This is a genomic window from Ruegeria sp. MALMAid1280, from assembly GCF_049195285.1.
GTDB lineage: Bacteria > Pseudomonadota > Alphaproteobacteria > Rhodobacterales > Rhodobacteraceae > Ruegeria.
Genome location: NZ_JBMIRT010000046.1, coordinates 87,431 through 114,365 on the forward strand (window position 1 = coordinate 87,431; position 26,935 = coordinate 114,365).

Here is a 26,935-nt window from a genome sequence, read left to right on the forward strand (position 1 = left end):
CGGCACAATTAATCTGGCGCCAGCATATACCCGGCACCCCGAACGGTCTGCAGGTACCGAGGCTGCTTCGGGTCCTGTTCGATCTTCCGACGCAGGCGGGTGATCTGCACGTCCACCGCGCGCTCCTGCGCCTGGCCCTTGTCGCGGCCCAAATCCTCAACCAGCTTGGCGCGGCTGATTGGCTCACCCGGCTGGGCCGAGAAAATCTTCATCAGTTGGCTCTCGGTCGCGGTCAGGCGCACGGGTTCTTCGCCCTGCCACATCTCTCCGCGCTCCACGTCATAGCGGATAGGTCCGAGGTTCAGAATCTTGGTCGCGGTATCCTGTGCGGGCGTTTCCGGCATTCGCCGCAGAATCGCATTGATCCGCAGCAGCAGCTCTTTCGGCTCAAATGGTTTGGCCAGGTAATCATCTGCACCTGCCTCAAGCCCGGCGATGCGATGTTCAGTCTCGCCCCGTGCGGTCAACAGCAGGATCGGCGTAGAGTGGGTCTCGCGCAGCGTCCGGGTCAGGCTGACGCCATCCTCGCCCGGCATCATCACGTCCATCACGATCATGTCGAAATCCAGTCCGGACAACACCCGCCTTGCGTGTGCCGCATCCCGGGCCGCGGTGACCAGAAAACCGCTCCGCATCAGGAACTTCTTGAGCAGATCACGAATACGCTCATCGTCGTCGACGATCAGCAGATGGGCGTCCATATCGCTCATGAGGTGGTATCCCGCAGTTTCGTGTAAGCATGACGCATATCAGCATCCATCATCGCTTCAAGCACTTTACGAAATCCCGACACGGCCTCGGGGCCGGCATCTTTATACGCCGCGCGCATGCGCACGCGCTGGGCCTCGGACAGCTTGGCCTCAAGCGCCTTGCCTTTTTCGGTCAGGAACAGATGCCGTTCACGCTTGTCCGCCGTGCCTACGCGGCTTTCGACCAGACCATCCTCGATCAGCGTCCGCAGCACCCGGTTCAGAGACTGTTTCGTCACGCCCAGAATCGCCAGCAGGTTGTTCACCGTTGTCCCCGGCGCGCGGTTGATGAAATGGACGGCCCGGTGATGCGCCCGGCCATAGGCCATCTGCGCCAGAATGCGATCCGGGTCCGCGGTAAAGCCGCGATAGGCGAAAAACATCGCCTCGATCCCTTGCCGAAGCTGTTCGTCGGTCAAAAACAGCAGGCTTTCACCGCCAAAGACTTGGGCGGGACGCGTATCCGACATAGTATGCCTCATTCGTTACTCGTGCCGAGTTTATGTCAGCGTTGTTGACATTCCAAGAGTGGACAGGTATCGAATCGCAGTTTCTGCGCAACTTTATGTCCGCATCGGACTTAATTGGCACAACAATCGGAAAATTCAACCCAAGGCTGGAGGTTTCGCATGGCGGGGTATGATGATCGTGATGGCACCATCTGGTTGGATGGCAAACTTGTTCCCTGGCGCGACGCCAATGTGCACATCCTGACACACGCGATGCACTATGCGTCTTCGGTATTCGAGGGTGAGCGCGCCTATAGCGGCAAGATCTTTAAAAGCCGCGAACATTCCGAACGCCTGATCGCCTCGGCCGAGGCGCTGGACATGCCGGTGCCCTATTCGGTGGACGAGATCGAGGCCGCCAAGGAAGAGGCGCTGAAGGCCAGCGGTCTGCAGGACGCCTATATCCGCGCGCTGGTCTGGCGCGGCTCGGGCGAGGACATGGGCGTGGCCTCGGCCCGCAACCCGGTGCGCATGGCGGTCGCGGTCTGGCCCTGGGGCGCCTATTACGGCGACGCCAAAATGCAGGGCGCCAAGCTGGACATCGCCGAATGGAAGCGCCCCAGCCCGGAAACCATCCCGGTCCACGCCAAGGCGGCGGGTCTTTACATGATCTGCACCATCTCCAAGCACAAGGCCGAGGCCAAGGGCTGCTCGGACGCGCTGTTCATGGACTGGCGCGGGTACGTGGCCGAGGCGACCGGCGCCAACGTGTTCTTTGTCAAGGATGGTGAGGTGCACACGCCGCTGGCGGATTGCTTCCTGAACGGCATCACCCGCCAGACCGTGATCCAGATGCTCAGGGACAAGGGCATCACCGTGCACGAACGCCGCATCAAGCCCGAAGAGATGGCCGATTTCGAACAATGCTGGCTGACTGGCACCGCGGCCGAGGTCACTCCGGTCGGGCAGATCGGCGATTATACGTTCGAGGTTGGCGATCTGACGCGTGAGATTGCCGCTGAATATGAGGCACTGGTCCGCGCCTGATCCGGTCCGGTAACGTCATCGAGACCCCCGCCTTTCGCGGGGGTCTTTCTTTGCCGGCCGTTCAAGATTTTGTGCAGATCGTTCAGAAGGCTGGACGAATGCGCAGCCGGGGTTAGGTTTGCCCCATGTTGGACTTGCTCAGCGATATCCTCACCCGCCTGTCCCTGCGGGGCACATTCTATTTCCGCACCTCCTTCACGCCACCCTTCGGCGTTCAGGTCCCCGCCTTCGAAAACGTGGCCCGGTTTCATTTTGTTCAACGGGGTGAACTGAAGGTTTCAGTCTCTAACACAGGCGAAATCCTGCGTCTGAAGCAAGGCGACCTGATCCTGATCCCACATGGTGCCGCCCATGCGCTGCTGTGCAATGAGGTCAAACCGGTGGACGCGCTGCCGCTAGAGCGGGTGTTGGACGAGGCCGGCTATCAGGGCGACGGCGTTCTGATTTATGGCGGCGAGGATAATAGCCGCGACACGCAACTGATCTGCGGCCATTTCTCGTTCACCGGTCCGCCGGGGCGTCAGGGCACCGGGCATATGCTGATCGACCGGTTGCCGCCTTACATCCTGATTGAAAACTACGGAGAGGAAGCCGGGGCCTGGATCGAAGCCACCCTGCGCATGATCGGGTCTGAAATCAATGGCGCCCGCATCGGCGGCGACCTGATTGCGCTGAAACTGTCCGAGGTGCTGTTTGCACAAGCCATCCGCGCCCATCTGGAACACCAAAGCCCAAGCGAATCCGCGCTTGCCGGGTTCGCGGATCCCCGCATCTCACGCGCGTTGACCGCGTTTCACCAAACCCCTGCACAGGAGTGGAGCGTCGAGTCGCTGGCGCGTGAGGCCGGGATGTCGCGCACCGCCTTCGCGCAGCTCTTTGCCGAGAAGATGAGCGCCACGCCGATGCAATACCTGACCGACTGGCGGATGCAGATCGCCTGTCACGGTTTAAGCGAGGCGCGCTGGAACGTGGCGGATGCGGCGGCCGAGGTCGGCTATGCCTCTGAGGCTGCGTTTTCGCGGGTGTTCAAAAAGCAGATCGGCCTGTCCCCCGCGGCCTACCGGTCGATGCACTGATCCGGGCCCTTTCTGAACGATCTGCAAGCTTTCACGAACGATCCGGAATTAAACGTCCGAACTTCCTTACCTAACTTGGGGCCATGCCAAGCAAGGAAAGGAAATTTCTATGTCTGTTCGTTTCGTTACCCGCTCCATTCACGCCTATCTGGACTACCCGGTTGCCTTTGCGCTGATGGGGCTGCCCTTTGTACTGGGGCTGGGGCAATCCAACCCGATGGCCCTGTGGCTGTCTGTGGCAACAGGGGTCGCGGCCTTTGTGCTGACCGTGCTGACCGATCACCACCTCGGTATCTGGCGCGTGCTGCCCTACAAGTTCCATCTGGCCGTCGATCTGCTGGTTGGCGTCGTGTTCCTGGCCGCACCCAGCCTGTTTGGGTTTTCGGGCCTGGATGCGATATACTACTGGCTGAACGGCGCGGCGGTGGTCGCCGTCATATCGCTCAGCACGCCGGAACAGAGGATTGCCGCCTGAGCAGGGTATCCATAGGTGTCACAATACCATCGTGATACTTTCAAGACTCTGAGCCGCTTGTTTCACAAACAGGCGGCTCACTGCCGCTCACCAATCGCGTGGCCCGCAAGGGTCACCAGACAGGAGAGCTTCCATGCCCCGAATCCTTCGCCCCAACCGCCGCACCTTTCTGGCTGGTAGCACCGCCTTTGCCGCGTCGCTGTCCATGCCCGCGATCAGCCGCGCCTCCTCCCGCCCCGTCTTTACTCATGGTGTGCAGTCGGGTGATGTCGACATGAATTCCGGCATGATCTGGACCCGCACCGATCGCCCCGCGCGGGTGATGATGGAGGTCTCGACCACCGAAAGCTTTGCCGAGGCCCGCCAGCTAACCCCGATGGACGCCATCCCGAACAGCGATTTCGCGGTGAAGCGGCTGGTCGAGGGGCTGCCCTCGGATCAGGATATCTTCTACCGTTTTACGGCCGCTGATCTGAGCGATATCAACGTCGTATCAGAGCCTGTTATTGGCCAATTCCGCACTGCACCGTCCGAGCGCCGCAATATCCGCTTTGCCTGGTCGGGGGATACTGCCGGACAGGGCTGGGGTATCGATGACGAAGGTATGCGGACCTACGCGACCATGGCGCAGCACCGGCCGGATTTCTTCATCCACTCGGGCGACACGGTCTATGCCGATGGTCCGATGCAGGACGAGGTCGAGAAAGACGGCCAGCTGATCTGGAAAAACACCACCCTGATCGATGAGAAACGCAAGGTGGCCGAAACGCTGGACGAATTCCGCGCCCAGTGGAAATACAACATGATGGACGCACATGTGCGTGCGATGAATGCCGTCTGCCCGACCTTCTTTCAGTGGGACGACCATGAGGTGGTCAACAACTGGTCGGACGCCAAGGACCTGATCTCTGATGATCGCTATACCGAGAAATCGGTGCATGTGTTGCAATCCCGCGCAGGCCGTGCCTTTCACGAGATGACGCCGCTGCGGATCACGCCAGCCGAGCCGGGGCGTGTGTATCGCAAGATCTCATACGGTCCGATGCTTGTCGTGTTCTTCCTGGACCTGCGCAGCTATCGCGGGCCGAATGGGCCGTCGATGGAATCGGAAATCACCGACAAGTCGCGCATTCTGGGGGTCGAGCAACTGGCGTGGCTAAAACGAGAGCTTGCCGCGTCACAGGCCACTTGGAAGGTCATCGCGTCCGACATGCCGATCGGTTTGATCGTTTGGGACCGGTGGAAGGATCAGAAAGGGGCCGAAGCGATCGCGAATGGCGACAACGGTCCGGCGAAGGGCCGCGAGTTGGAGATCGCCGACCTGCTGCGCTTCATCAAAACCGAAGAGGTTGCCAACACGGTGTGGTTCACGGCGGATGTGCACTATACCGCAGCGCACTACTATGACCCTAACAAGGCGCAATTCCAGGATTTTGAGCCGTTTTGGGAGTTTGTGTCCGGTCCGCTGCACGCCGGAACCTTTGGTCCGAATGCGCTGGACGGCACGTTTGGGCCAGAGGTGAAATTCGTCAAAGCGCCGACCAAGGAACAGGGGGCGAATCTGCCTCCCAGCGCGGGTCTGCAGTTCTTTGGTCTGGTCGATATCGACGGGGCGACCCAGCAGATGACCGTGCGCCTGATGGATCGCGCCGATACCGTGCTGTGGTCGGTAACATTGGACCCGCAGCCGCAGGGGATCTGATCGCGGGAATTCGGCCCCAAGGATTGTTTTCGGGCGCGTTTTTTCACTTGAAAATCCCGACTAAAATAGTCAGATAGCATTCAACGCCAGATGCGTAGGCATTCGGCACAGGGTTTCGGGGCGGTCTGCGGGTTTAGCGCATGAATAGGTGAGAGCCCGCCGCCGCCTCGAAAACGAATGATCGGAGTAAGACATGGGCGATCCGCTGGACGAAATCATGGCACGGCATGAGGCAGCCACTGCTTGCGGGTGTTGCTGTGACGATGATTTTTGCGCCTATGTTGACAAAACACAAAAAGCGGAAGGCGAAGAGCTGGAACCCCTTCCGGCCAGTGCCGCAAGCCGCCGTGGGTCAGTTCGGTATCTTAATGAGAACCCGGCGGGATAACAGCCCCGGGGCGGGGCTGTTCAGGCTCTAAATTTTAGAAATCAACGCCGCGTTGGGCTTTGATACCGGCTTGGAACGGATGCTTTTCCTCGGTCATTTCGGTGACCAGATCTGCATAGTCGCGCAGCGCTTGCGGGGCGTCGCGGCCTGTCAGGAACACGCTTGTCTTGTCGGACCGTTCATTCAGCCCGTCGATCACCTGATCCACCGACAGGTATTCATAGCGCAGAGCGATGTTGATCTCGTCCAGAACCACCAGATCATAGTCGCCGCTGGCCATCAGGGCGCGAGCCTTGTCAAAGGCGGCGTTGGCGGCGGCGATGTCACGTTCCTTGTCCTGCGTGTCCCAAGTAAAGCCTTCGCCCATCGTGTGCCACGTCACCAGATCGCGCTCTTCGAAAAAGCGCCGCTCGCCGGTTTTCCACTTGCCCTTGATGAACTGCACCACGGCCACCTTCTGGCCCCACCCCAGCGCCCGGATCACCACGCCGAACGCGGCCGAGGATTTACCCTTGCCCTTGCCGGTATTGATCAGAACCAACCCGCGGTCCGGGTCAACAGCCTCCGAGACCTTTTTGCGGTGCTGGGCCTGCACCTTCTGCATCTTTTCCTTGTGATCTTGTGCGTCGCTCATGGGCGGAACCTTTCCTGATTTGCGCCCAACCTAAGCGAAGTTTGCCAAAGGTAAAGATCAGGACTTCGGGTCCGGGGCCGACTTGTCCTTGCCGCGATCCACGCCCAACCGGCGTTCGCGCAGGATGACCAGCACATTGCCCGCAATGACCAGCGCCGCGCCGCCCAACATGACAAGTGTCGGCCACTCATCGAACCAGACATAACCGATGACTATGGCAAACAGCATGGTCGTGTAATCGTAAGGGGCCAACATCGAGGCCTGTCCGAAACGATAGGACGAGGTCACCAAAATTTGCGCCACGCCGCCAATCAGCCCCATAAACGCCAGTATTAGAGCCTGTTCAACCGTCGGTATGGTCCAACCCCAAAAAGCGGTCAGGGAGGACAGCAGCGTGGCGGTCAGCGAGAAATAGAACACCACGGCGGCGGGGTGATCGACCTGGACCAGTTGCCGGATGTGGATCTGCACGAAGGCCCGCGCCATGGTCGCCGCCAGCACGCAGAGCGCGCCGAAGGTCGCGGCGGTGTCCATGTTGTTGCCGCCCAGCCGGGGCCAGATCATGATCAAAACCCCCAGCAGACCGATGGCAACAGCGCCAATGCGGATCATGCGGATACGCTCGCCCAGCAGGATCGCGGCCAGAATCAGGGTGAAGATCGGGGTGGCATAACCAATCGCAGTGACCTCGGGCAGGGGCAGCAGGCTGAGGCCGGTAAAGGTCAGGCCCATGGCGCTGGTGCCCAGAACCCCGCGCCAGAAATGCCCCATCGGTTTTTTGACGACCAACCCCTGCGCCAGCTCACCCCGATAGACCAGCCAGCCGATGATCACTGGAACCGCAAAGAGCGAGCGGAAGAACACCATCTCTCCGGGCGGGAAATCGTCCGACAAGGCTTTGACCAGCGCCTGCATTGCGGTGAACAGCACCAGCGCGCTGAGTTTCAGCGACACGGCCAGCACAGGTCGATGCGATGTTAAGGGTTTTGCCATCGGCGCGACCCTGCGCTTTTGGCTGTCAAAGATCAATGACCGGTGCGGGAATTCGACCAGTCGGCAGGCAGGGGGTGCCCGATCTCGTCTGCAAACTCTTCCAGGAACCGGATCATCCGCTGGGTACGTCGCCACGCCAGCGCCGTGCCGCCCTCGGTCAGCATGTCATCCGGCAGGGCCAACAGCTTGACCTTCCAGTGGTCGATCGAAAAAGCAAGATCGTCCAGCGGGCGGTTTGCAGCAAAGGGATCGGCCGCATCATAGAGCGTCCGCCCCAATGCGCCCGAGACGGAAAAGTTCCGCGCAACCCCGATGGCCCCAAGAGCATCCAGCCGATCCGCATCGCGCAGAATGCAGGCCTCGGGCGTTTCGGGTTTGATATTGGCCGAAAAACTATGCGCTTCGATGGCATGCTGGATCGCGCCGATCTGGGTTTCGTCATAACCCAGTTCCCGCAGAAAAGGCTCTGAGTCTTGTGCCGACATGCGCGAGGCCAGATGGCGTTCGGGGTCGTCTTTCGGCAGATTGACCAGATCATGCAGGTAACAGGCAGCCAGCAATACGGACCGGTCCGTCGCCTCATCTGCAATGTTCTGAGCATTCACCCAGACCCGGTCCAGATGGGCCAGGTCATGCGCCGGATCGGTTTCCATCCGCTGCGCGACCACCGCGCGCAGGCGTGTGCGCAGATCAGCCGATCCGTCCACGGTTCTCTCCGATCTGGCCACGGTGCAGCAGAAGGTGGTCGAGGATCACGCAGGCCATCATTGCCTCACCCACGGGCACTGCGCGAATGCCGACGCAGGGATCATGGCGGCCTTTGGTGATGATCTCGGTTTCCTCGCCCGATTTGGTGATGGTCTTGCGGGTGGTCAGGATCGACGAGGTCGGCTTCACCGCAAACCGCACCACAACATCCTGCCCGGTCGAGATGCCGCCCAGAATGCCGCCTGCGTGGTTCGAGCTGTATTGCGGGCCGTCCTGACCCATGAAAATCTCGTCCGCATTGGCTTCGCCAGTCAGTTCGGCGGCGCCCATGCCTTCGCCGATCTCGACGCCTTTGACGGCGTTGATCGACATCATCGCAGCGGCCAGATCAGTGTCTAACTTGGCATAAACGGGCGCACCCAGCCCGGCGGGAACGCCACGGGCCACGACCTCGACCACGGCCCCGACCGAGTTGCCGGACTTGCGCAGATCGTCCAGATAGGCGGCCCAATCGTCAGCCGCTTGCGCGTCGGGGGTCCAGAACGGGTTCTGTTCGATTTGCGACCAGTCGAAATTGGCGCGGTCGATCTTGTGCGGGCCGATCTGGGTCATATAGCCGGTGATCTGCACATTCGGCGCGATCTGCTTGATCGCCTCACGCGCCAAGCCACCTGCGGCAACCCGCGATGCGGTTTCGCGGGCCGAGCTGCGCCCACCGCCGCGATAGTCGCGGATGCCGTATTTCTGCCAATAGGTGATATCGGCGTGGCCCGGACGGAACTTCTCCATGATATCGCCGTAGTCTTTCGAGCGCTGATCGGTGTTCTCGATCATCAGCTGCACGGGCGTACCGGTGGTCTGACCTTCGAACACGCCGGACAGGATTTTCACCTGATCGGGTTCGCGCCGCTGGGTGGTGAATTTGTTCTGCCCCGGTTTGCGTTTGTCCAGCCAGTGCTGGATCATGCCCTCGTCAATCGCAACGCCCGGCGGGCAGCCGTCAACGGTCGCACCCAAAGCGGGTCCGTGGCTTTCACCCCAGGTGGTGACGCGGAAGAGGTGTCCAAAGCTGTTCATCGACATGGGGCGTGCTCCTTTGAGGGTTGTGATTAGCGGGCAAGGCCCGGGGCCTCAAGCGGATTTGCGGTTGGGGCAGGGTGCGCCGCCCGGTGGGCAGCGCGTTTGAGTATTTGTAAAAAGATGAAGATCAGGCGGCCTGCGCGACTTTCGCGCGGGTTTTGGTGATCATCAGCGCGGCCTGCGCGGCCTCGCGCCCCTTTTCCACGAAATGTGCGCGGTAAATGGCGTTGTGGTGATCGGTTTCCTGATATTGATGCGGGGTCAGCGACACCGACAGGACCGGAACGCCGGTATCCAGACCGGCGCGCATCAGGCCATCAACCACGGCTTGGGCCACGAAATCGTGCCGGTAGATGCCGCCATCCACCACAAAAGCGGCACAGGCGATGGCAGCGTATTGGCCGGTCTGGGCCAGATCGCGGGCCAGCAGCGGCATCTCGAACGCGCCGGGGACGTCGAAGACATCGACTTGCTCGGCGGGGATAAGTTCAAGAAACCCGTCCAGCGCACGGTCCACGATATCGGAATGCCAGTTGGCTTTGATAAAAGCATAGCGGGTGTGTGTCATCATGATCTCCTTTCAGTTTGGTGGCCTGCTGGCGGTCGCGAAAACCGGTTCCCACTTTTCGCTGCCAGCCCGGCATGACACGTCACCCAAGGCGATCACGAGCAGACGCACCGCATCAGCGGCGCGGCTAGCACGTTCTCTTTCATCCGGACTTTAACCGTCGGCTCTGGCCTCTCACCAGATCTGCTGACACCCTTTGGTGGTTCCACAATCTGTCCGAAAACCGGTTCCCACTTTTCGGATCGTGGACACTGCGGGGCCGCTCGCGGGCTTACGGATCATGCCCGCATACCGCCGGTGGGGAATTTCACCCCGCCCTGAGAACGGGGTGGACTGTGCCAAGGCCCGGTCACTTGTGCAAGAGGCTTTGCGCCCCACCCAATTGACGGGTTTTGTTTCCATGACCGTCCTGTAAGGTCGCTGCAACCTAAGGAGAGCGTGAATGAAACTCTATCACAGTCCAACTTCGCCCTATGTGCGCAAGGTGATGGTTTTGCTGCACGAAACCGGCCAGCTTGAGGACGTCGAGGTGTTAAACGTCGCCACCACTCCGTTGGCTCCGGCGGACGAGCTGCAGGGCAAGGTGCCGTTGAGGCGCATTCCGGCGCTGGAGCGGCCGGATGGCCCGACCCTGTTCGACAGCCGGGTGATCTGCGCCTTTCTGGACGCGCGCGCCAAGACAGGTATGTATCCCGAGGGCACCGGGCGCTGGGATGTGCTGACGCTGGAGGCACTGGCTGATGGCATTTTGGATTCGGCGTTGGGGATGACCTATGAGGCGCGCCTGCGTCCCGAGGACAAGCAGTGGGACACCTGGCTGGATGCGCAATGGGGCAAGATCGAACGGGCCTGTGCCGCGTTGAACCAGCGTTGGATGGCGCATCTGTCGGGGCCGCTGGATATGGGGCAGGTGGCCGTGGCCTGTGCGCTGGGTTATCTGGATCTGCGCCACGATGCGCGGAACTGGCGCAAGGGCAATGACGCGCTGAGCGAGTGGTTTGCCGAGTTCAACGAACGGCCCAGCATGGTTTCGACCCGCCCCGAGGGCTGAGCCCGGTTTCAGCTGCGCCGGCCGTGACTTGCAGGGCCAGCGCATGGTCGATCAGGGCGCGCTGAAGGTGGCGAGATAGGCGGCGATATCGTCGGCACCTTTTTTCAGCTTGATGCTCATGTTCGGGCGCGCGGTCTCGTCATCCAGATAATCCCGAATGAACCCGATCGGGTCCTGCGAATAGGCTGAGATGTTTTCCTGGGTCCAGACCAGACCTTCTTCGCCGGCGCGGATCATGTCATCGGTGAACATGCCGATGGGCAGACGCTCGCTGCCATAGCGGTAATCATTTTCGACTCCGGCGACGCGGCCCACCACACCGTACAGATTTGGCCCGGTAATGCCGCCTTTGACCAGAACCTTGCCATCTTTGATGATCGCGTGGCAGGACGAGCAGCGGTTATAGAGTTTTTCGCCTTTGGCCGGGTCACCGGCGGCCGTCGCCTGGGAGGCAAGGGTCAGCGTGAGGGTCAGCGCAATAGGAATGAACTTTGGCATGGGAAATGTCCTGCTGAGGTTGGGCTTACTCCGGGCCTTGGTAGATTCCCGTTAAAAGTGCAATCGAAAACCATCCCGCATAAGCCGCTATAAAATATTTATTTTCAACTCAGTTTTTTCGAGGTCACGGATTCTCCGAAAGGTGAAAATTGCGTGGCGAAACCGGGTCAGAATCTTGCAGATCCGGCATCGCCGGTAAGATAGAAACTGGCCCGGCGCGGGTTTTCCCGGCGCGGCACAACCAACGCGAATCACATTGGCCCCGACGACCGGTGACCAGCGGATTTCCCCGCTTAAACCTGTCCAAAACTTGAAAAATAACCCCTTCGTTGTGACATGAATGCCCAGATGCGGCGTAGTGCGCGCCTATGACCGCTGGACGAACCGATTTCTCCCGGCTAGATAGCCGCGATGAGACGCCGCTTTGATGCGGTGCTGATGCATGTTTGCCCGCAATCGCGGGCGCCGGAATCGGAGAAAACCTCGTGTCCCACGCAGAAGACAACGAAGGCACCCGCAGAGATTTCCTCTACTACGTCGCTGGCGGCGCAGGTGTCGTTGCGACGGGTGCAGCCGTATGGCCCCTGATCAACCAAATGAACCCATCGGCAGACGTTCAGGCGCTGTCCTCGATTCGCCAGGACGTCAGCGGTGTCGAGCCGGGCACGCAGCTGACGGTGAAATGGCTGGGTAAACCCGTATTCATCCGTCACCGTACCGGTGCCGAGATTCAAGAGGCTCAGGAGCAGGACGCTGAAGGCGTAGACGCGCTGCCTGATCCGTTGGCGCGCAACTTCAACCTGCCCGCCGATGCCCCTGCGACCGACGCCAACCGCGTGATGCCGTCTCCTGAGGGTGAGGCGCCCGGTGCATGGATCGTTCAGATGGGCGTTTGCACCCACCTGGGTTGCGTACCTCTGGGCGATGCCGGTGATTTCGGCGGCTGGTTCTGCCCCTGCCACGGTTCGCACTATGACCTTGCCGGTCGTATCCGCAAAGGCCCCGCGCCTGAAAACCTGCCCGTTCCGCCCGTTGAATGGGTGGATGCGACAACCATCAAGCTCGGCTAAGGGAGACCCAGATGTCCGGAATTCCCCACGATCATTACGAGCCGAAGACAAACGGCGAGAAGTGGCTGAACAGCCGCCTGCCCATCGTCGGCCTGATTTACGACACCATCATGATCCCCACCCCCAAGAACCTGAACTGGTGGTGGATCTGGGGCATCGTCCTGGCGTTCTGCCTGGCGCTGCAGATCGTCACCGGTATCGTTCTGGTGATGCACTACACCCCGCATGTCGATCTGGCCTTTGCCAGCATCGAGCACATCATGCGCAACGTGAATGGCGGCTATATGCTGCGCTACCTGCACATGAACGGCGCATCGCTGTTCTTTGTCGCGGTCTACATTCACATCTTCCGTGGCCTGTTCTACGGCTCGTACAAAGCCCCGCGTGAGATCACCTGGATCATCGGGATGTTGATCTACCTGATGATGATGGGCACAGCCTTCATGGGCTACGTTCTGCCTTGGGGTCAGATGTCCTTCTGGGGTGCGACCGTGATCACCGGCCTGTTTGGCGCGATCCCGTTCGTGGGTGACGCGATCCAGACCTGGCTGCTGGGCGGACCCGCGGTGGACAACGCCACGCTGAACCGCTTCTTCTCGCTGCACTACCTGCTGCCGTTCGTAATCGCGGCGCTGGTAATCGTGCACATCTGGGCCTTCCACACCACCGGCAACAACAACCCCACGGGTGTTGAAGTGCGCCGTGGCTCGAAAGCCGAGGCCGAGAAAGACACGCTGCCGTTCTGGCCCTACTTCGTGATCAAGGACCTGTTCGCGCTGGCCGTGATCCTGGTGGTATTCTGGGCGGTTGTCGGCTTCATGCCCAACTATCTGGGCCACCCGGACAACTACATCGAAGCCAACCCGCTGGTCACACCTGCGCACATCGTTCCCGAATGGTACTTCCTGCCGTTCTACGCGATCCTGCGCGCCTTCACCGGTGAGGTCTGGGTTGTTCAGTTCGCCAGCTTCATCACCGGTGGCATCGTCGACGCCAAGTTCTTTGGTGTGATCGCGATGTTCGGTGCGATCCTGGCCATGGCCCTGGCGCCGTGGCTGGACACATCCAGCGTGCGTTCGGGCAAGTACCGTCCGATGTTCAAATGGTGGTTCTACCTGCTGATCATCGACTTCTTTGCCCTGATGTGGCTGGGAGCGATGCCCGCGGAAGAACCTTATGCGACTTTCTCGCTGATCGCGTCCGCCTACTGGTTCGCCTATTTCTTCGTGATCCTGCCGATCCTCGGCGTGATCGAGAAACCTCTGGCACAGCCCGAGACCATCGAAGAAGACTTCAACGCGCATTATGGCAAGGCTGACGCCGACGCCACGCCGGCCGAGTAAGAAGAGGGACCGGAAACATGTTCAAGAAACTTGCAATCGGTGCCGCGTTTGCTCTGGCCCTTGCTCCTGCTGCGTCCTTCGCGGCAGGTGGCGGCGAGCAGCATATCGAGGACTTCCACTTTTCGTTCGAGGGGCCCTTCGGAACCTGGGACAAACACCAGCTGCAGCGCGGTCTGCAAATCTATACCGAGGTCTGCGCGGCCTGCCACGGCCTGAGATACGTGCCTCTGCGCGATCTTGAGGCGCTGGGCTATTCGGAAGAAGAAGTCATCGCCTATGCGGCGGGCAACTTTGAAGTGTTCGATCCCGAGCTGGACGATTTCCGTCCGGCGATCCCGACCGACCACTTCCCGGCCAATGACGGTGTCGGCGCACCGGACCTGAGCCTGATGGCCAAGGCCCGCGCCGGGTTCCACGGCCCATACGGTCTGGGTATCAACCAGCTGTTCAAAGGCATGGGTGGTGCGGAATACATCGCCTCGTTGCTGGATGGCTATACCGGCCACGAAAAGGAAGAGGCCGGCACGGTCCTGTACGAAAACACCGCCTTCCCCGGCGGCTGGATTTCGATGGCACCGCCGCTGTCCGACGATCAGGTCGAGTTCACCGACGGTCACCCGGCCACGGTCGAGGCCATGTCCGAGGATGTCGCCGCTTTCCTGATGTGGACAGCCGAGCCGAAGATGATGGAGCGCAAGTATTCGGGCTTCGTCGGCGTGATCTTCCTGTCGGTGCTGTCGGTGCTGCTGTATCTGGTCAACAAGCGCCTGTGGGCTGCTGTGAAGGGCAAGAAGAAGCACTAAGCGCTGATCTTCCTAAAAAGAATGAACCCCCGCGCCATCGGCTGCGGGGGTTTTTTGTTTTCGAGGGGTGAAGGGGCCAGCCCCTTCTTGGCCTGCAGCCAATTCCGGGGCTCCGCCCGTTCGCGGCTGAAATCGTCCACTGGACGATTTTTTCACCGCTCACTCCGCCGGGATATTTTTGGCCAGATGAAGTGCGGATCAGGTTGTGAGCTGAGTCGCGGTGGCGCTTATGATTTTGGCGGTCACGATCTGGCCTTCAGGCTGGGGGGTGGTGAAAGTAACCTCGGTGAATTGCTCGGTGCGGCCCATATGGGGGTTTTCCATCAGGATGTGATGGGTTCTGCCGATCTGGTCAGTCAGGTGTTTCGCGACCTGAGCCTCACCCGCCGCACGCAGGCGGGCGGCACGGGCTTTGATGATATTGCCGTTGATCTGCTGTGGAATCCGGGCTGCCGGGGTGCCTTCGCGTTTGGAATAGGGGAAGACGTGCAACCAGGTCAGATCGCAGTCGGTGACCAGTTTCAGCGAGTTCTCGAAATGGGCATCGGTTTCGGTTGGGAACCCGGCGATGATATCCGCGCCAAAGGTCATCTCGGGGCGCAGTTTGCGGGCCTCTTCGGTAAATCGGATGGCATCGTCGCGCAGGTGGCGGCGTTTCATCCGTTTCAGGATCAGGTCATCCCCGTGCTGCAGCGACAGGTGCAGATGCGGCATCAGGCGCGGCTCGGTCGCAATCGCCTGCATCAGGTTCTCATCCACCTCGATCGAGTCGATCGAGCTGATCCGCAGGCGCGGCAGGTCCGGCACCAGTTTCAGGATACGCATGACCAGGTCGCCAAGCTTCGGCTGCGCGGGCAGGTCGGCGCCCCATGAGGTCAGGTCCACGCCGGTCAGAACAACCTCGTTATAGCCCCGGTCAATCAGCCGCTTGATCTGTTCCACCACCACGCCCGCAGGGACGCTGCGCGAGTTGCCGCGGCCGTAGGGAATGATGCAGAAGGTGCAGCGGTGATCGCAGCCATTCTGGACCTGCACATAGGCGCGTGAACGGGTGCCAAACCCGTCGATCAGGTGACCAGCGGTCTCAGTAACCGACATGATGTCATCGACCTGCACCGCCTCGGTCTGGCCGATGAAATCCGCCGCCATGCCTTTCCAGGTGTCGGGCTGCATCTTCTCGGTATTGCCGATAACGGCATCGACCTCTTCCATTTGCGCAAAGGTTTCGGGTTCGGTCTGCGCCGCACAACCGGTCACGATCAGACGCGCATCGGGGTTTTCCCGACGCAGTTTGCGGATCTCCTGCCGGGCCTTGCGTACCGCCTCGGCCGTCACCGCGCAGGTGTTGACCACAACCGCATCAGTAAGGCCTGCCTGTTGCGACAATTCCTTCATCGCCTCGGTCTCATAGGCGTTCAGGCGGCAGCCCAGAGTGGTGAATTTGGGCGCGCTCATCCCAGCGCCCCCAGGAATTCCGGGGTCAGCGTGCCCGAGAACACGTGGCAGGTGGGCCCAGTCATCCAGACGCCATCCTCGCGCCAGTCGATCCAGATGGTGCCGCCGTCCAGATCGATCTGCACTTTGCGCCCGGTCAGGCCGCGCCGCGCGGCGGACACGGCGGTTGCGCAGGAAGACGACCCCGAAGCCAGTGTGATGCCCACGCCCCGTTCCCACACGCGCATCCGGATGTGGTCGGGGCCGATAATCTGCGCAACCTGCACGTTGGTGCGCTGAGGGTAGAGCGGGTGGTATTCGTAGCGCGCGCCGAATTCTGTCAGAGGGATGGCTTCTGCGTCCTCGACAAAGAAGGTGCAGTGCGGGTTGCCCATGCCGGTGGCGGTTGGTCCGCCCTCGATCGGCAGTTCCAGCGTGTCGACTTCTTCGGCCAGTGGAATCTCGTGCCAGTCCAACTGCGGCGGCCCCATGTTCACCGAGGTCAGCCCTTCACCCGCATCGCGTGCGTACAGGGTACCGCGCTCCGTGGTCAGGGTCAGCTCGGATTTGCCGGTTTCCTCCATCAGGAACCGCGCAATACAGCGCGTGGCATTTCCGCACGCGGCCGAGGTCGACCCGTCGGCATTGTAGAACACCAGATGCGCATCCGGTTCGCCGCTTTCGATCACCGCCAACTGGTCGAATCCGACGCCGAACTGCCGATGCCCGATTCCCCGTGCCAAGGCGGGCGTAATCTCAACGCTTTGCGCGCGCGCATCGACAATGACAAAGTCATTGCCCAGCCCGTGCATCTTCATGAAGGGCAAACCCGAGGTCGGTATTCGTTGCATGGCGCGCATATAACCCTGCGTTGGAAAGGAATCCACCCTGCGGTGAAGATTCCTGAAAAAAGGGGTTGACCCCCCCGCGCCACCTGCCTAATTAGGCCGCCTATCGGGGCGCCGGAAACAAGTTGGGTTAAGGCGAAACGAGGTGCAAAATAAGGACTTGAACCCGGTCGGGAAAATGCCTTAGAGAGCGCCACGGATCGACAAGATCCAGACAAAAGAGTGGGCCGTTAGCTCAGTTGGTAGAGCAACTGACTTTTAATCAGTGGGTCGCAGGTTCGAATCCTGCACGGCTCACCACTTTTTTCAATAAAGAACAACGTATTACGTGGTGCGCATTGCTGATTTGCAGATGGGCGTGTCCGGTTTTTTGCGGACTATTCACGGACGACATTGATGCAACAGGTCAACATCATTTTGCCTGTGGCGTTCTCTCGTATCAGCCGGAATCGTTTGAACCTCCGTGGAATGCTCAAAGCGGACTAGAACCTTCCAGTCTGGGGGGGGGCGGGGGTGCACCCCGCCTGTAGGAGTCCCGCTAACAAATGCACCTCCCCAGCCATCCAACCGAGCGAAGATGGTTTTTCAAATTTGCCATCGTAGTGTTAGCCCACACGCGCCTTAGAGGGACGATCCCCGTTTCACCAATTCTCGGAATGCTTTCAACACAGCCCGATTGGTGGCCTTGTCACTGCCGCGCTGCATCTCGATTGTCACATAGGCGAAAAGATCTTCCTTATCCACGCCCAGAAGGATCGTTTCATCGTCAGTCGGGGCGCTCAGTGGAGCGCCATTTTCGTCAATGAACTTTTTGGCAAGGCGAAGTAGCAGCTTCTGGTTCTTAGTGTCGAAGCAGTTCGCCGACGCAGCCCATTCCTTGCGCGACAAGCTCGTAGACATGGGCTTTGAGGAAAGTGAGGCTGAAGAGAACATTGAAGCGGAGACGCCGGAACTAGGTGAGGGGCTTTTTGGACAGCGTTCCCGCCCCAAGCCCACGTTCAGGAGGAGTTGGTCTTTGGCGACACCGATGTGCTGATGGAATACCAAGAGTGGGCTCTAAGTGACTACCCGGCGCGGCTTACTCCTCAAGAGTTCGACGTGGTGGAGACAGCAAACACATTCGAGATTGATCTCGATGGCAACAGGTTGCAGATCAGTGCCGGGGATGACTCAGAGCAGTTGAACTCGAACATAGATGTCGAAGACTGGACACCCAGCGCACTGGTCCAGTGGCTGGACCGTAAAGTCCGAGACCAATGGATCAGCCAAGTGGAACTACTGGCGTGGCTTGGCGACATCGTGACCTACCTCAATCGGGATCGGGGAATTCCGCTGTCGCAGTTGATGCGGTGCAAGTTCATCTTGGCGCGCAAGCTGAAGGCGAAGATCAACGGGTATCGTCAAGCCGAGCGCGATAAAGTGTATCAACTGACACTCTTCGATGAAGGCGCGCGTGTCGAAGTCTCTGTCGATCACGGTGTTGAGTTTTTCGACGAGATGTACGCTGACGTTCCCAAGTACCGGGGCCGCAGGAGGCGAGGAGGAGAAATGTGCGCTGGTGATTGATGGTCTGGCCGACATTGACTACTGGACACGGAATGTGGCTCGCCGCCGAAACTCGTTCTGGCTCCCAACCCGCACCGACAAGTTTTACCCTGACTTCGTGGCAAAGCCGAAAGATGGCCGCACGTTGGTGGTTGAGTATAAGGGAAAACACCTTGCTGGGGAGCAAATCACCCAAGACACTAGGGAAAAACAGGCCATTGGTGATGTTTGGGCCAGCAAGTCAGCGGGACAAGGTGTCTTCGTCTTGGCAACTATGGAAGATGGCAACCCACTGGAGGTTCGAAACGCGATCCTGCGGGCTTTGAAGAAGTGAGGGGAATACACCCAATCGCTATCAAAGAAATCTGAATACAGGTGAACAGTGAAATACAATCAAGACATTGACAAATCTCTTGTGTGGAATGCCACAGAAGAAGTCAAACAGCGCGCCTATGCATTGGCGTCACAAAAGGTGGAACCCCCAATTCTAGACCCGGATTATGTGCAAACACGGATGTTTGTCGGGGGCCTTCTTGTGGGTTAGCCGATATTGGTCCTCGGTCCTTAGGCGATAGTCGGAATGATTGTTGGGGGTGCAATTGGCGGGTTTTGGGCCCATGCTACAAAGAGCCGTAGAGAGTTTGAATGGGAAGAGGCCTGCCGATATACTTATCCGTTTGCCACGATGAGCGTGTTGAAAGAGGTGCCCAAGACGACGAGGCGTAGCTGTTGAAAGCGCTTGCTGAAATGTCCAGTGACCAGTCTGACCGCTGCATCTGACCTGCACAAACTCATTGTCAGTGGGCGCTGCCATCATTGTCAAGGTTTGTTCCTTGGCTGGTCGTGGATTAGGACAACCGGTTTGCCGTGTCGTTGGCCGACGCGATCGGCTGTGGCAGGATCCAAAGAAAGATGAACTTGGTGGCGACGCCCCGGATTTAACCCTCTGAGAATATTGCATCCAGATTTGCGCTGGCTGTGCCGTGGTATAGCTCGACGGGTGGACATCGGGACTCTGGGCCCAAGTCCACATTGACTGAGTGACCTTGAGCTGCCCTGATCCACAAGCCATCCTCGGACAGAGTGAAGCGCTTCTTATCGTTGTTTTCGACAAGCTGAATGAGTTCGTCACGGCTTAGCTTGCGATTGGCTTTCTTCAGCTTCCGCAACAGATCATCAACACGAACCCAACCATGCTGATCAAGCTGAAGACAGTTCTCTTCAGGTTTGTGCCGTAGCACCAGCCTTAAGAACTTGCTTTCTCTGCTCATCTATTGGTTTCTTTAGATACTGGCTTGATTGGCTCTTACCACGAAGCCTTGCTGTTAGGAATTGAGTAGGTGGTTCCAGACATCACTGCAGGCTTGGCTTCCTTCTCCGGCAAGTTTTCTTTTGTTCCGCTCGATCTGCAGCGAAATGAAAAGGCTGGCAATTGCTGACGAATCGAATTCGTCTACGTCACCGGACCAGCCTATCAAAGAGACCTCAAAGGTCCGCCACGCCAGCCTGGTAGTACCGGATAGCCGATCGAAGCAGGCTCGACATTTTACAAGAGGTCTGCTTTCACTGTGGGTCCAGCAGAGTTGCTATCCTAATCCTCGGGCCCCATTTGTCGGCATGTTCCGGGTCTTGGGAGTCCTGCCGCTGAGCACAGGTCGGACGGCTGGTCCCAAAAGTGCAGGGCGCAGGGCGATCAGGTAACATATCCAGCTGACACACCAGAACAGCGCGGCGGTGTTCTCCAAAAGCTCGTGATTGTTGGTCATAGGCGCGGCAAGACGGGTTGCGATAGCGCACCACAGCAACGCCAAGGCACAGGTCAGGCTGCGCGGCGCGCGCAGCGGACCCTCTGACGTATGGGATGCGGCGCGGCCGGTGAAGGCCATGATCATGCCGGAGATTGCCCCAATGGTGAGCACGTGCAGGGCGTCCGGCATGGGGTAAGCCGCCGGGAAAAACCACAGTGACCCCATTAGCAAAAGCCCCAACGGCAGCCAGAGAAAGGCCGCGTGCAAACCAATGAGCAGCGGGTTGCGCCACGTGCTGAAGCTGCGCCAGCGGGGCATCGCGGCAAGCAGGAAAAGGGCGGCGAGGATCAGCGAGGCGTTGGCGAAATCAGCAGCGTCCAGAAACAAGGCAAGGGCGCCGCAGCACAACAGGGCAATGGTGATCATGCGCAGCCCTTCGTTGTAGCGCAAGTCCAGCACAGGCAGGTTTTGGTGTTGACGCCAGGTGTTGGTGAAAGCCGGGACGGCCCGAACGCCGATGGTGGCGATCAGGATGGCAAAGCCGATCAGCACTGCGCGCGCGAGGGATAGGCTGGCGGCGATATCACCGGATCTAGCGAGAGCCATATAAGTGGCTTCGACCAGACCCAGAGCCAGCATTGCGAAGGCAAACGGAGCTTTGACATAGGCGCCTGCGGTCGCGATGCGCCATATCAGCAGGCCAAACAAAGCGATGAAATAGAACCCGTTACAGATCAGGATCAGGCTGAGGGGGAGGCGGTCCGCCATGGCCGTTGTCAGGCGGCCCAACGCCCAGAAGCCCATCAGGAACTTTAAGATCGCGCCCTGTTCGGGGGGCTTGGCCACCCAATTGGGCAGCGCGGTCAGCAGGTAGCCGCCGACAGCCAGCGCGGCAAAGCCGAACAGCAGCTCATGCACATGCCACAGCACGATTGGCTCGAACGCCGGGGCGGGCAGGCCCAGACGTACGCCCAAAGGCCACCACCCGATACATATCAGCGCCCAAAGCGCCGCGCCGCTGAACATGGGGCGATAGGGAGCGGACCAGAATGATTGCGTGGTCACTCTGCCGGGACGGCCCGGTCGGCGGACCAGTTCGCGCCACATGCGCCTTGCAGGAACCCGTCGGAAAAGCGGGCGTCCGGCGTAAGGGATTGAAGTTCTGCCGCTGTTGTTTCCGCTGTGGTGTCTCCTTGCAGAAGGGCATGATAGGCAGCGCAGATGGCGGGGAAACCCTGTGATTGTGGAGATAAGCGCAGAGCGGTGACGCCTGCGCGCGCCAGCGTGTCGGTCTGGTAGACGGCGGCAGCGTGGGTGTCCGACAGGGTCTGCACGCCGTTCATGGTCATGAACGGCTGACCTTCCAGCGTTTTGACATCCAGCCCGTCCGGGTCGTCTTCGCAGGCAAACTGACAATTGTCTTTGGTGCGGCCATGCAGGCGCGCGTGATAGCAACGCCCCGAGATCGCCAGAGGCAGGCGGCCATGGCCCCAGACTTCAATCTCTACGCCAAGATCGGCGGCGGATTTGGCCAGCACCGCAACGCTTTCCAATGGCAGTTCGGGGGGCAGGCAGACCCGTGTGGCGCCCAACGAGGCAAGCCATGTCAGCGTGCCTTCGTTATAGACATTGACCAGCGGACCAACCCAGAACGGCGTGCCCTTGGGCAGATGCGGTAAGGCCGAGAGATCGTTGACCTCGACCGGCAGGCCCATGTCAACCAGATCGGCGGTCAGCTTGCGTTCGCGTTTCAGGGTGACCAGCGCCAGGCTGGTCAGGGCGACCTCTTTGCCTGCGTTTTGCAGCGTGTCGATCGCCTCGACGATATGCTCCTGATAAAACGGCAGGCGTTTGGAACAGACCAGCTCGCCCAGAACAACGCGGGCAACGGGGGTATCCGCCAGCGAGGTATGAAACTCCAGCCAACGGGTTTTGGACCAGAAGAACTGGGTCGGCCCAGCAGTGAGATCCATGGCTTATCTCCAGGTTTTCTTGTAGGCGCCGGTGGTCATGGCCTGACCCTCGGACAGACGGGCCAACATGCCCTCGGGCAGCGGGCGGCCCGCATCCAAGGCATCCACGGCGGCGCGGAAGTTGCGCACCACCTGCGCCACATAGGACCGCGACCGCTGACGGCCTTCGATCTTGAGCGCGGTGACGCCTGCCTTTTGAAGTTGTGGGATCAGCTTCTCGGCGTTCAGGCTGACCGGGTCTTCGAACAGGTGGCCGGTTTTCTCGCCCGCGCTGAAGCAGCCCTTGCACAGGGTCGGATAGGGCGCGGCTTCGCCTTTGTTTACGCGGTGAATGATGTAGCCGCCCAGCCGCGCATCCAGCACCCCGTTTTCCTCATGGTATTCCACATGGCTGGCCGGAGAGCAGACGCCGTTCATGTTGGGCGATTTGCCGGTGGCATAAGACGACAGCGAACAGCGGCCCTCGGCCATCACACACAGACCGCCAAAGACAAACACCTCGGTTTCGACCTCGGTTTCGGCGTTGATTGCGGCGATTTCCGGCACCGACAGCACGCGCGGCAGCACCACTCGTTTCACGCCAAAGGTTTCGGCGTAATAGTTGATGACATCCGCATTGGCAGCGGCAGCCTGTACCGACAGGTGACGGCGCAGGCCGGGGTGGTGGCGCGCGGTATGGGCCAGCAGGCCTGCATCGGCCAGAATCACTGCATCGGCGCCGCAGGTTTCCGCATCCGCCACGGCGCGGTGCCAGATGGCCTCGTGCCCGGCGCGGGGAAAGGTGTTGATAGCGACCAGCACTTTGGCGCCATGCTGATGGGCAAAGGCCACGCCCTCACGCATTTCGGTGCGGTCGAAGTTCAGGCCGGGAAAGTTGCGGGCGTTGGTTTCATCGGCAAAGCCGCAGTAAACCGTGTGTGCGCCCGCTTTGACAGCCGCACGCAGGGCTGCGGGGGTGCCCGCGGGGCAGACAATTTCCATTACCATAGGTCTGCCTCTTCAGGTCTGCTCAGGTTGACGCCGGTTCTTCGCTCGATCAGTGCAAGGACCCTTTGCATGGACTGCGCCAGAGGGCCGGACAGGTTCGAAAGCTCCTGCGCGAAATCCAGTTCAGCATCATCGACAGCGTTGCGCAGGGCCAGCGCTGCGGCGGTATCGCCTTCGATCACCAGATCGCGGGAAAAGAACAGCGCGTCCCCGTCATAGGCGCCGTGAACAAGACCCAATAAGGCAGCCAGCGGCCCGGCGATCCGAGCAGCGCCCTCTGCGCTGCCGCGCGTGACTGTCACACGCGGGGTGCCGCCGTTCGGATCAAGGCAGATCACAAACGGCAGGTCGGTCGGATCAAGGATGAACCGTGTGTGGTCATGCTCACCCAGGCGGCGGAACATGCCGGGGTGTTTTTGGGCAATCTTGCGGGAAAAAGCGGACAGGATGGCCGACAAAGGGGCATATGGCAAAATGCGCAACGGAAGGGTGACCACCTGCGGTAAGCGCGGAATCATAGCGGGCGATTGGGACAAGCAGGGCTCCTTTGGCACGGTCGACATGTCTTCTGCCGGAACTCATAAGGGGTTGCACGCGGTCGCAGTTTGACGATGGTCAATTTCGCTGTGGAATTTCGCTGATAGGCAGGCCGGGCTTACTTGAACAGGATCTCCCGTGCGATCGTTGCCCTCTTTCCCCAGCTTGCGCAGTTTCCTTGACTGGTGTGGGGACACCAATCAGTTGCTGACAGTTTCCGAGCCCGTCTCGGTCCGCCGCCAGATGACAGCAGTTCACCGCAACGTGCTGGAACGGGCTGGCCCGGTGGTGCGGTTCGATTTTCCGGTGTTGGACGGTGGTATCCCTTCGAAAATGCCGGTTGTCACGAACCTGTTCGGGACAACTGAACGCGTGTGCGCCGGGCTTGGTATCAGACCGGAGGAATTGGACGAGATGGGCGCGTTTCTTGCCGCGCTCAAAACCCCGACACCTCCGGACGGGTTGCGGGATGCCCTTTCGCGTTGGCCGATGTTGAAGGCCGCCTTGGCCACGCGACCCAAGATCACCAAGTCCGCATCCAGCCAGCAGGTTGTTCTGGACGGGGCGGATATCGATCTGGCGTCAATTCCGGTGCAGACCCATTGGCCGGGTGATGCGGCGCCGCTTGTGACCTGGCCGGTGGTCATCACCCGACCGCACGGGTCCGACGCGGGCAATGTCACGTCCTACAATGCGGGCATCTACCGGGCGCAGGTGTTGGACCGGGACAGGCTGATCATGCGATGGCTGCCTCATCGTGGTGGCGCGGCCCATCACCGGAGCTGGGCGAAAAACGGGGAAAAGACCCCGGTCGCCATTGTTCTGGGGGCAGACCCGGCGACGCTGCTGTCCGCCGCGCTGCCTTTGCCCGAGACCGTGTCTGAAATGACCTTTGCAGGTGCGCTCAACGGGGTGCGCCCTCGCATGGTGGCTGCCAAATCCGTGCCGCTGATGGTTCCGGCCGAGGCCGAGATTATCCTGGAAGGTTGGGTTTCCCCCACGGAAACCGCGCCCGAGGGGCCGTTCGGAGACCACACCGGATACTACAACCGGGCCGAGCCTTTCCCGGTCATGCAGGTCACGGCCGTGACCCACCGGCAGGACCCGCTGTACCTGTCCACTTATACCGGACGTCCACCGGATGAGCCCGCGATCATTGGCGAGGTTTTCAACCGCCTCGCGCTGCCGACCATTCGCGCCCAGATCCCCGAGGTTCGTGATCTGTGGCTGCCGCCCGCCGCGTGTTCGTATCGCATGGCCGTTGTCAGCATCGACAAACGCTATCCCGGTCAGGCGCGCCGGGTGATGATGGCGCTGTGGGGGATGCTGCCGCAATTCAGCTATACCAAGATGATTGTGGTGGTGGATGACGATATCGACCCCGCGAACTGGGATGACATCGCCTGGGCACTTGCCACGCGCATGGACCCGGTGCGCGATGTGATGACGCTGGAGAACACGCCGATGGACTATCTGGACTTTGCGTCTCCGCAGCCGGGGCTGTCCGGGAAAATGGGCATCGACGCCACGACCAAGATCGAAAGCGAAACCAGCCGAGACTGGGGAACCGTGATGAAAACGGCAGACAAGGACGCGGAGTTTGCCGCCAATCTTGTTTCGCGCCTGATGGCCGGAGGGACGTCATGAGCCAACACCGTGTAATCCTGGGCGTAGCCGGAGCGTCGGGTGCCGCGCTCGGGCTGTCGGTGGCCCGGCAGTTGTCTGCTCTGGGCGTTGAGATCGATCTTGTCACCAGTGACGCAGCACAGCGCACGCTGCTTGAAGAATGTGGGGGCGATGCGTTTGACACCCTCAGGGGATTGGCCACCCGCCACCATTCCATCGACAATATCGGTGCCAGTATCGCGTCAGGGTCGGTTCCGGTATCCGGGATGATTGTTGCCCCCTGTTCGATGCGTTCCCTGGCGGCCATCGCGCATGGCCTGGATGACAACCTGCTGACCCGTGCCGCCAGTGTTCAACTCAAGGAACGCAGGCGTCTGGTCCTGCTGACCCGCGAGGCGCCGCTGACATTGGTGCATCTTCGGAACATGACGACCGTGACCGAGATGGGTGCGATTGTTCTGCCGCCGGTTCCGGCCTTCTATCTGAAACCGCAATGCGTGTCGGATATCGTCACCCAGATTGCAGGTCGCGCGATCGATCTGTTGGGGGTTTCTGCCCCGGTGGCAAGACAATGGGCCGAAGAGGGGGTGATGTCTGGCTCTAATGCCGTGCCCGCGCGGTTCTGAATAGCAGCAGAAACACAAACACCGAACCGATCGAGGTCGTCACGATCCCTACCGGCAATTCCTGTGGTGCCAGAAGCAACCTGCTGAGGATGTCCGAACCCGTCAGCAAGGCCGCGCCGACAATTGCGGCCGTGGGCAGAAGCCGGTTGTGCAGCGGTCCGGCGATACCGCGCGCGATATGCGGCACCATCAGGCCGACAAAGCCGATCACCCCCGCGACCGAGACAAAAACGGCGGTGGCAAGGGCCGCGGCAAAGAACATGCTGAACCGTAGCCCCTGAACGGGCACGCCCAACGTTGCGGCGGTCAGGTCTCCGGTCAGCAGCGCGTCCAGCCAGCGGCTGCGATAGAGCGAATAGGACAGGATCAGCAGCAACCCGGCGCAAACTAGGGGGAATGTCTCCCATCGCGCCAGACCCAGACCGCCCAGCATCCAGAAGATCACCGAATGCGCGGCGCGGCTGTCACCGGCGAAGATCAGGTAATTGGTGATGGCCGAGAACAGAAAGGAAACCGCCAGACCGGCCAGGATCAGCTTTTCCGGCGCGCTTGTCCGCAGCCCGTGCACCAGCGCCAGCACGATGCCCGAGGCCACGAGGCCGCCGCAAAACGCCGCCAGCGGCAGGGTCCAGAAGCCCAGAACATCGCCGGTCACGGTGATGACGAACACGGCTCCGGCGGCTGCGCCCGAGGACAGGCCAAACAGGAACGGGTCGGCCAGATCGTTGCGCGTCGTGGTTTGCAGAACCACGCCAACAATGCCCAGCCCGGCGCCAATGACGGCCGCGAACAGGGCGCGGGGCAGGCGCAGGTCGAACACGATCCGGTGCAGGGGGGACATGTCTCCGTCCGTCAGGCCGGTGCCCAGCAAGACGGCGTCAAACGCATCCCGCGCGGGGATGGGCGTGGTGCCGTAGACGGTCGAAATCAGCAAGAGGGCGGCCAGAATGACCGCCCCCAAGATTAGCTCAAGGCCC

Annotated in this window: 30 protein-coding genes, 1 tRNA gene and 1 riboswitch; of the genes, 14 read left to right on the top strand and 17 right to left on the bottom strand. The window is 60.4% G+C overall.

What is annotated here, in order from left to right:
• Positions 1–8 precede the first annotated feature (8 nt).
• Entirely contained in the window at positions 9–710 is a 702-nt protein-coding gene (locus tag ACOQFT_RS10150; RefSeq protein ID WP_421597809.1) for a response regulator, read from the bottom strand.
• Positions 707–1,219, bottom strand: a complete 513-nt coding sequence (locus ACOQFT_RS10155; RefSeq protein ID WP_421597810.1) for a MarR family winged helix-turn-helix transcriptional regulator — start codon at positions 1,217–1,219, stop codon at positions 707–709. Before ACOQFT_RS10155 ends, ACOQFT_RS10150 begins: the two co-directional genes overlap by 4 nt.
• Positions 1,220–1,378: 159 nt before the next feature.
• Between ACOQFT_RS10155 and ACOQFT_RS10160 the strand changes: the two genes are divergently transcribed.
• From ACOQFT_RS10160 to ACOQFT_RS10180, 5 genes are all read left to right on the top strand, one after another.
• The gene (locus tag ACOQFT_RS10160; protein WP_421597811.1) at positions 1,379–2,245 is read left to right on the top strand and encodes a branched-chain amino acid aminotransferase; all 867 of its coding nucleotides are present in this window, start codon (positions 1,379–1,381) and stop codon (positions 2,243–2,245) included.
• 125 nt (positions 2,246–2,370) lie between these two features.
• On the top strand, positions 2,371–3,321 hold the full coding sequence (locus ACOQFT_RS10165; RefSeq protein WP_421597812.1) for a cupin domain-containing protein: 951 nt from the start codon (positions 2,371–2,373) through the stop codon (positions 3,319–3,321).
• Between the two features lie 109 nt (positions 3,322–3,430).
• Complete coding sequence (locus tag ACOQFT_RS10170; protein WP_421597813.1) at positions 3,431–3,796, top strand: hypothetical protein; 366 nt, start codon at positions 3,431–3,433, stop codon at positions 3,794–3,796.
• Positions 3,797–3,929: 133 nt separating this feature from the next.
• Complete coding sequence (locus ACOQFT_RS10175; RefSeq protein ID WP_421597814.1) at positions 3,930–5,498, top strand: alkaline phosphatase D family protein; 1,569 nt, start codon at positions 3,930–3,932, stop codon at positions 5,496–5,498.
• Positions 5,499–5,691: 193 nt separating this feature from the next.
• Positions 5,692–5,886 (top strand): hypothetical protein, encoded by a 195-nt coding sequence (locus ACOQFT_RS10180; protein WP_421597815.1) that lies wholly within the window; start codon positions 5,692–5,694, stop codon positions 5,884–5,886.
• Between the two features lie 34 nt (positions 5,887–5,920).
• Here the strand turns inward: ACOQFT_RS10180 and cobO are convergent, their stop codons facing one another.
• From cobO to ACOQFT_RS10205, 5 genes are all read right to left on the bottom strand, one after another.
• Positions 5,921–6,520, bottom strand: coding sequence for a cob(I)yrinic acid a,c-diamide adenosyltransferase (gene cobO, locus ACOQFT_RS10185; RefSeq protein WP_421597816.1), 600 nt, complete (start codon positions 6,518–6,520; stop codon positions 5,921–5,923).
• A gap of 57 nt (positions 6,521–6,577) precedes the next feature.
• Positions 6,578–7,513, bottom strand: coding sequence for a DMT family transporter (locus ACOQFT_RS10190; protein WP_421597817.1), 936 nt, complete (start codon positions 7,511–7,513; stop codon positions 6,578–6,580).
• A 32-nt stretch (positions 7,514–7,545) separates the two neighbouring features.
• Positions 7,546–8,220 (bottom strand): HD domain-containing protein, encoded by a 675-nt coding sequence (locus tag ACOQFT_RS10195; RefSeq protein WP_421597818.1) that lies wholly within the window; start codon positions 8,218–8,220, stop codon positions 7,546–7,548.
• Entirely contained in the window at positions 8,204–9,304 is a 1,101-nt protein-coding gene (gene aroC / locus ACOQFT_RS10200) for a chorismate synthase (protein WP_421597819.1), read from the bottom strand. Before aroC ends, ACOQFT_RS10195 begins: the two co-directional genes overlap by 17 nt.
• A 124-nt stretch (positions 9,305–9,428) precedes the next feature.
• Positions 9,429–9,869, bottom strand: a complete 441-nt coding sequence (locus ACOQFT_RS10205) for a 6,7-dimethyl-8-ribityllumazine synthase (RefSeq protein ID WP_421597820.1) — start codon at positions 9,867–9,869, stop codon at positions 9,429–9,431.
• 130 nt (positions 9,870–9,999) lie between these two features.
• Positions 10,000–10,198, bottom strand: a riboswitch (FMN riboswitch).
• 113 nt (positions 10,199–10,311) lie between these two features.
• On the opposite strand from ACOQFT_RS10205, the gene ACOQFT_RS10210 reads away from it, so the two are divergent.
• Positions 10,312–10,920, top strand: coding sequence for a glutathione S-transferase (locus ACOQFT_RS10210; protein WP_421597821.1), 609 nt, complete (start codon positions 10,312–10,314; stop codon positions 10,918–10,920).
• Positions 10,921–10,971: 51 nt separating this feature from the next.
• Here the strand turns inward: ACOQFT_RS10210 and ACOQFT_RS10215 are convergent, their stop codons facing one another.
• Entirely contained in the window at positions 10,972–11,418 is a 447-nt protein-coding gene (locus ACOQFT_RS10215) for a c-type cytochrome (protein ID WP_421597822.1), read from the bottom strand.
• 485 nt (positions 11,419–11,903) lie between these two features.
• Here ACOQFT_RS10215 and petA point away from each other — a divergent pair, with 485 nt between their 5' ends.
• From petA to ACOQFT_RS10230, 3 genes are read left to right on the top strand one after another with little or no spacing between them, the layout of a single operon-like run.
• Positions 11,904–12,488 carry a ubiquinol-cytochrome c reductase iron-sulfur subunit gene (gene petA, locus ACOQFT_RS10220; RefSeq protein ID WP_170405069.1) on the top strand — a complete coding sequence of 195 codons (585 nt, stop codon included), beginning with the start codon at positions 11,904–11,906 and terminating at the stop codon, positions 12,486–12,488.
• 11 nt (positions 12,489–12,499) lie between these two features.
• A complete protein-coding gene (gene petB, locus ACOQFT_RS10225) occupies positions 12,500–13,831 on the top strand; it encodes a cytochrome b (protein WP_170444408.1) in 1,332 nt (443 codons plus the stop codon).
• Positions 13,832–13,848: 17 nt separating this feature from the next.
• Entirely contained in the window at positions 13,849–14,634 is a 786-nt protein-coding gene (locus ACOQFT_RS10230) for a cytochrome c1 (protein WP_170444405.1), read from the top strand.
• A 198-nt stretch (positions 14,635–14,832) separates the two neighbouring features.
• Here the strand turns inward: ACOQFT_RS10230 and mtaB are convergent, their stop codons facing one another.
• Both mtaB and dapF read right to left on the bottom strand, forming a co-directional pair.
• A complete protein-coding gene (gene mtaB / locus ACOQFT_RS10235; protein ID WP_421597823.1) occupies positions 14,833–16,089 on the bottom strand; it encodes a tRNA (N(6)-L-threonylcarbamoyladenosine(37)-C(2))-methylthiotransferase MtaB in 1,257 nt (418 codons plus the stop codon).
• Positions 16,086–16,928 carry a diaminopimelate epimerase gene (dapF, locus tag ACOQFT_RS10240; RefSeq protein ID WP_421597824.1) on the bottom strand — a complete coding sequence of 281 codons (843 nt, stop codon included), beginning with the start codon at positions 16,926–16,928 and terminating at the stop codon, positions 16,086–16,088. Before dapF ends, mtaB begins: the two co-directional genes overlap by 4 nt.
• A gap of 212 nt (positions 16,929–17,140) precedes the next feature.
• Here dapF and ACOQFT_RS10245 point away from each other — a divergent pair.
• A tRNA-Lys gene (locus ACOQFT_RS10245) sits at positions 17,141–17,216 on the top strand.
• A gap of 321 nt (positions 17,217–17,537) precedes the next feature.
• Here ACOQFT_RS10245 and ACOQFT_RS10250 read toward each other — a convergent pair.
• Positions 17,538–17,804 (bottom strand): hypothetical protein, encoded by a 267-nt coding sequence (locus ACOQFT_RS10250; RefSeq protein WP_421597825.1) that lies wholly within the window; start codon positions 17,802–17,804, stop codon positions 17,538–17,540.
• 120 nt (positions 17,805–17,924) lie between these two features.
• On the opposite strand from ACOQFT_RS10250, the gene ACOQFT_RS10255 reads away from it, so the two are divergent.
• A complete protein-coding gene (locus tag ACOQFT_RS10255; RefSeq protein ID WP_421597826.1) occupies positions 17,925–18,482 on the top strand; it encodes a hypothetical protein in 558 nt (185 codons plus the stop codon).
• On the top strand, positions 18,475–18,795 hold the full coding sequence (locus ACOQFT_RS10260; RefSeq protein ID WP_421597827.1) for a hypothetical protein: 321 nt from the start codon (positions 18,475–18,477) through the stop codon (positions 18,793–18,795). Before ACOQFT_RS10255 ends, ACOQFT_RS10260 begins: the two co-directional genes overlap by 8 nt.
• A gap of 604 nt (positions 18,796–19,399) precedes the next feature.
• Here ACOQFT_RS10260 and ACOQFT_RS10265 read toward each other — a convergent pair.
• The 5 genes from ACOQFT_RS10265 to ubiT form a co-directional block, all read right to left on the bottom strand.
• Positions 19,400–19,732 (bottom strand): RNA 2'-phosphotransferase, encoded by a 333-nt coding sequence (locus ACOQFT_RS10265; RefSeq protein WP_421597828.1) that lies wholly within the window; start codon positions 19,730–19,732, stop codon positions 19,400–19,402.
• A 315-nt stretch (positions 19,733–20,047) separates the two neighbouring features.
• Positions 20,048–21,274 carry an NnrS family protein gene (locus ACOQFT_RS10270; RefSeq protein WP_421597829.1) on the bottom strand — a complete coding sequence of 409 codons (1,227 nt, stop codon included), beginning with the start codon at positions 21,272–21,274 and terminating at the stop codon, positions 20,048–20,050.
• Positions 21,271–22,182 (bottom strand): ubiquinone anaerobic biosynthesis protein UbiV, encoded by a 912-nt coding sequence (gene ubiV, locus ACOQFT_RS10275; protein ID WP_421597830.1) that lies wholly within the window; start codon positions 22,180–22,182, stop codon positions 21,271–21,273. Before ubiV ends, ACOQFT_RS10270 begins: the two co-directional genes overlap by 4 nt.
• A gap of 3 nt (positions 22,183–22,185) precedes the next feature.
• The gene (ubiU, locus tag ACOQFT_RS10280; protein WP_421598024.1) at positions 22,186–23,163 is read right to left on the bottom strand and encodes a ubiquinone anaerobic biosynthesis protein UbiU; all 978 of its coding nucleotides are present in this window, start codon (positions 23,161–23,163) and stop codon (positions 22,186–22,188) included.
• On the bottom strand, positions 23,163–23,705 hold the full coding sequence (gene ubiT, locus ACOQFT_RS10285) for a ubiquinone anaerobic biosynthesis accessory factor UbiT (protein WP_421597831.1): 543 nt from the start codon (positions 23,703–23,705) through the stop codon (positions 23,163–23,165). The genes ubiU and ubiT overlap by 1 nt, the downstream gene beginning before the upstream one ends.
• A gap of 139 nt (positions 23,706–23,844) precedes the next feature.
• Between ubiT and ACOQFT_RS10290 the strand changes: the two genes are divergently transcribed.
• A complete protein-coding gene (locus ACOQFT_RS10290; protein ID WP_421597832.1) occupies positions 23,845–25,353 on the top strand; it encodes a UbiD family decarboxylase in 1,509 nt (502 codons plus the stop codon).
• The gene (locus ACOQFT_RS10295; RefSeq protein ID WP_421597833.1) at positions 25,350–25,958 is read left to right on the top strand and encodes a UbiX family flavin prenyltransferase; all 609 of its coding nucleotides are present in this window, start codon (positions 25,350–25,352) and stop codon (positions 25,956–25,958) included. The genes ACOQFT_RS10290 and ACOQFT_RS10295 overlap by 4 nt, the downstream gene beginning before the upstream one ends.
• Here the strand turns inward: ACOQFT_RS10295 and ACOQFT_RS10300 are convergent.
• Positions 25,933–26,919, bottom strand: coding sequence for a FecCD family ABC transporter permease (locus ACOQFT_RS10300; protein ID WP_421597834.1), 987 nt, complete (start codon positions 26,917–26,919; stop codon positions 25,933–25,935). The genes ACOQFT_RS10295 and ACOQFT_RS10300 overlap by 26 nt on opposite strands.
• Positions 26,920–26,935: the final 16 nt, after the last annotated feature.

Coding starts and splice junctions, on each gene's coding strand:
- ACOQFT_RS10150 (WP_421597809.1), bottom strand. CDS start 710: ATGAGCGATATGGACGCCCATCTGCTGATCGTCGACGACGATGAGCGT.
- ACOQFT_RS10155 (WP_421597810.1), bottom strand. CDS start 1,219: ATGTCGGATACGCGTCCCGCCCAAGTCTTTGGCGGTGAAAGCCTGCTG.
- ACOQFT_RS10160 (WP_421597811.1), top strand. CDS start 1,379: ATGGCGGGGTATGATGATCGTGATGGCACCATCTGGTTGGATGGCAAA.
- ACOQFT_RS10165 (WP_421597812.1), top strand. CDS start 2,371: ATGTTGGACTTGCTCAGCGATATCCTCACCCGCCTGTCCCTGCGGGGC.
- ACOQFT_RS10170 (WP_421597813.1), top strand. CDS start 3,431: ATGTCTGTTCGTTTCGTTACCCGCTCCATTCACGCCTATCTGGACTAC.
- ACOQFT_RS10175 (WP_421597814.1), top strand. CDS start 3,930: ATGCCCCGAATCCTTCGCCCCAACCGCCGCACCTTTCTGGCTGGTAGC.
- ACOQFT_RS10180 (WP_421597815.1), top strand. CDS start 5,692: ATGGGCGATCCGCTGGACGAAATCATGGCACGGCATGAGGCAGCCACT.
- cobO (WP_421597816.1), bottom strand. CDS start 6,520: ATGAGCGACGCACAAGATCACAAGGAAAAGATGCAGAAGGTGCAGGCC.
- ACOQFT_RS10190 (WP_421597817.1), bottom strand. CDS start 7,513: ATGGCAAAACCCTTAACATCGCATCGACCTGTGCTGGCCGTGTCGCTG.
- aroC (WP_421597819.1), bottom strand. CDS start 9,304: ATGTCGATGAACAGCTTTGGACACCTCTTCCGCGTCACCACCTGGGGT.
- ACOQFT_RS10205 (WP_421597820.1), bottom strand. CDS start 9,869: ATGACACACACCCGCTATGCTTTTATCAAAGCCAACTGGCATTCCGAT.
- ACOQFT_RS10210 (WP_421597821.1), top strand. CDS start 10,312: ATGAAACTCTATCACAGTCCAACTTCGCCCTATGTGCGCAAGGTGATG.
- ACOQFT_RS10215 (WP_421597822.1), bottom strand. CDS start 11,418: ATGCCAAAGTTCATTCCTATTGCGCTGACCCTCACGCTGACCCTTGCC.
- petB (WP_170444408.1), top strand. CDS start 12,500: ATGTCCGGAATTCCCCACGATCATTACGAGCCGAAGACAAACGGCGAG.
- ACOQFT_RS10230 (WP_170444405.1), top strand. CDS start 13,849: ATGTTCAAGAAACTTGCAATCGGTGCCGCGTTTGCTCTGGCCCTTGCT.
- mtaB (WP_421597823.1), bottom strand. CDS start 16,089: ATGAGCGCGCCCAAATTCACCACTCTGGGCTGCCGCCTGAACGCCTAT.
- dapF (WP_421597824.1), bottom strand. CDS start 16,928: ATGCGCGCCATGCAACGAATACCGACCTCGGGTTTGCCCTTCATGAAG.
- ACOQFT_RS10265 (WP_421597828.1), bottom strand. CDS start 19,732: ATGAGCAGAGAAAGCAAGTTCTTAAGGCTGGTGCTACGGCACAAACCT.
- ubiV (WP_421597830.1), bottom strand. CDS start 22,182: ATGGATCTCACTGCTGGGCCGACCCAGTTCTTCTGGTCCAAAACCCGT.
- ubiU (WP_421598024.1), bottom strand. CDS start 23,163: ATGGAAATTGTCTGCCCCGCGGGCACCCCCGCAGCCCTGCGTGCGGCT.
- ACOQFT_RS10295 (WP_421597833.1), top strand. CDS start 25,350: ATGAGCCAACACCGTGTAATCCTGGGCGTAGCCGGAGCGTCGGGTGCC.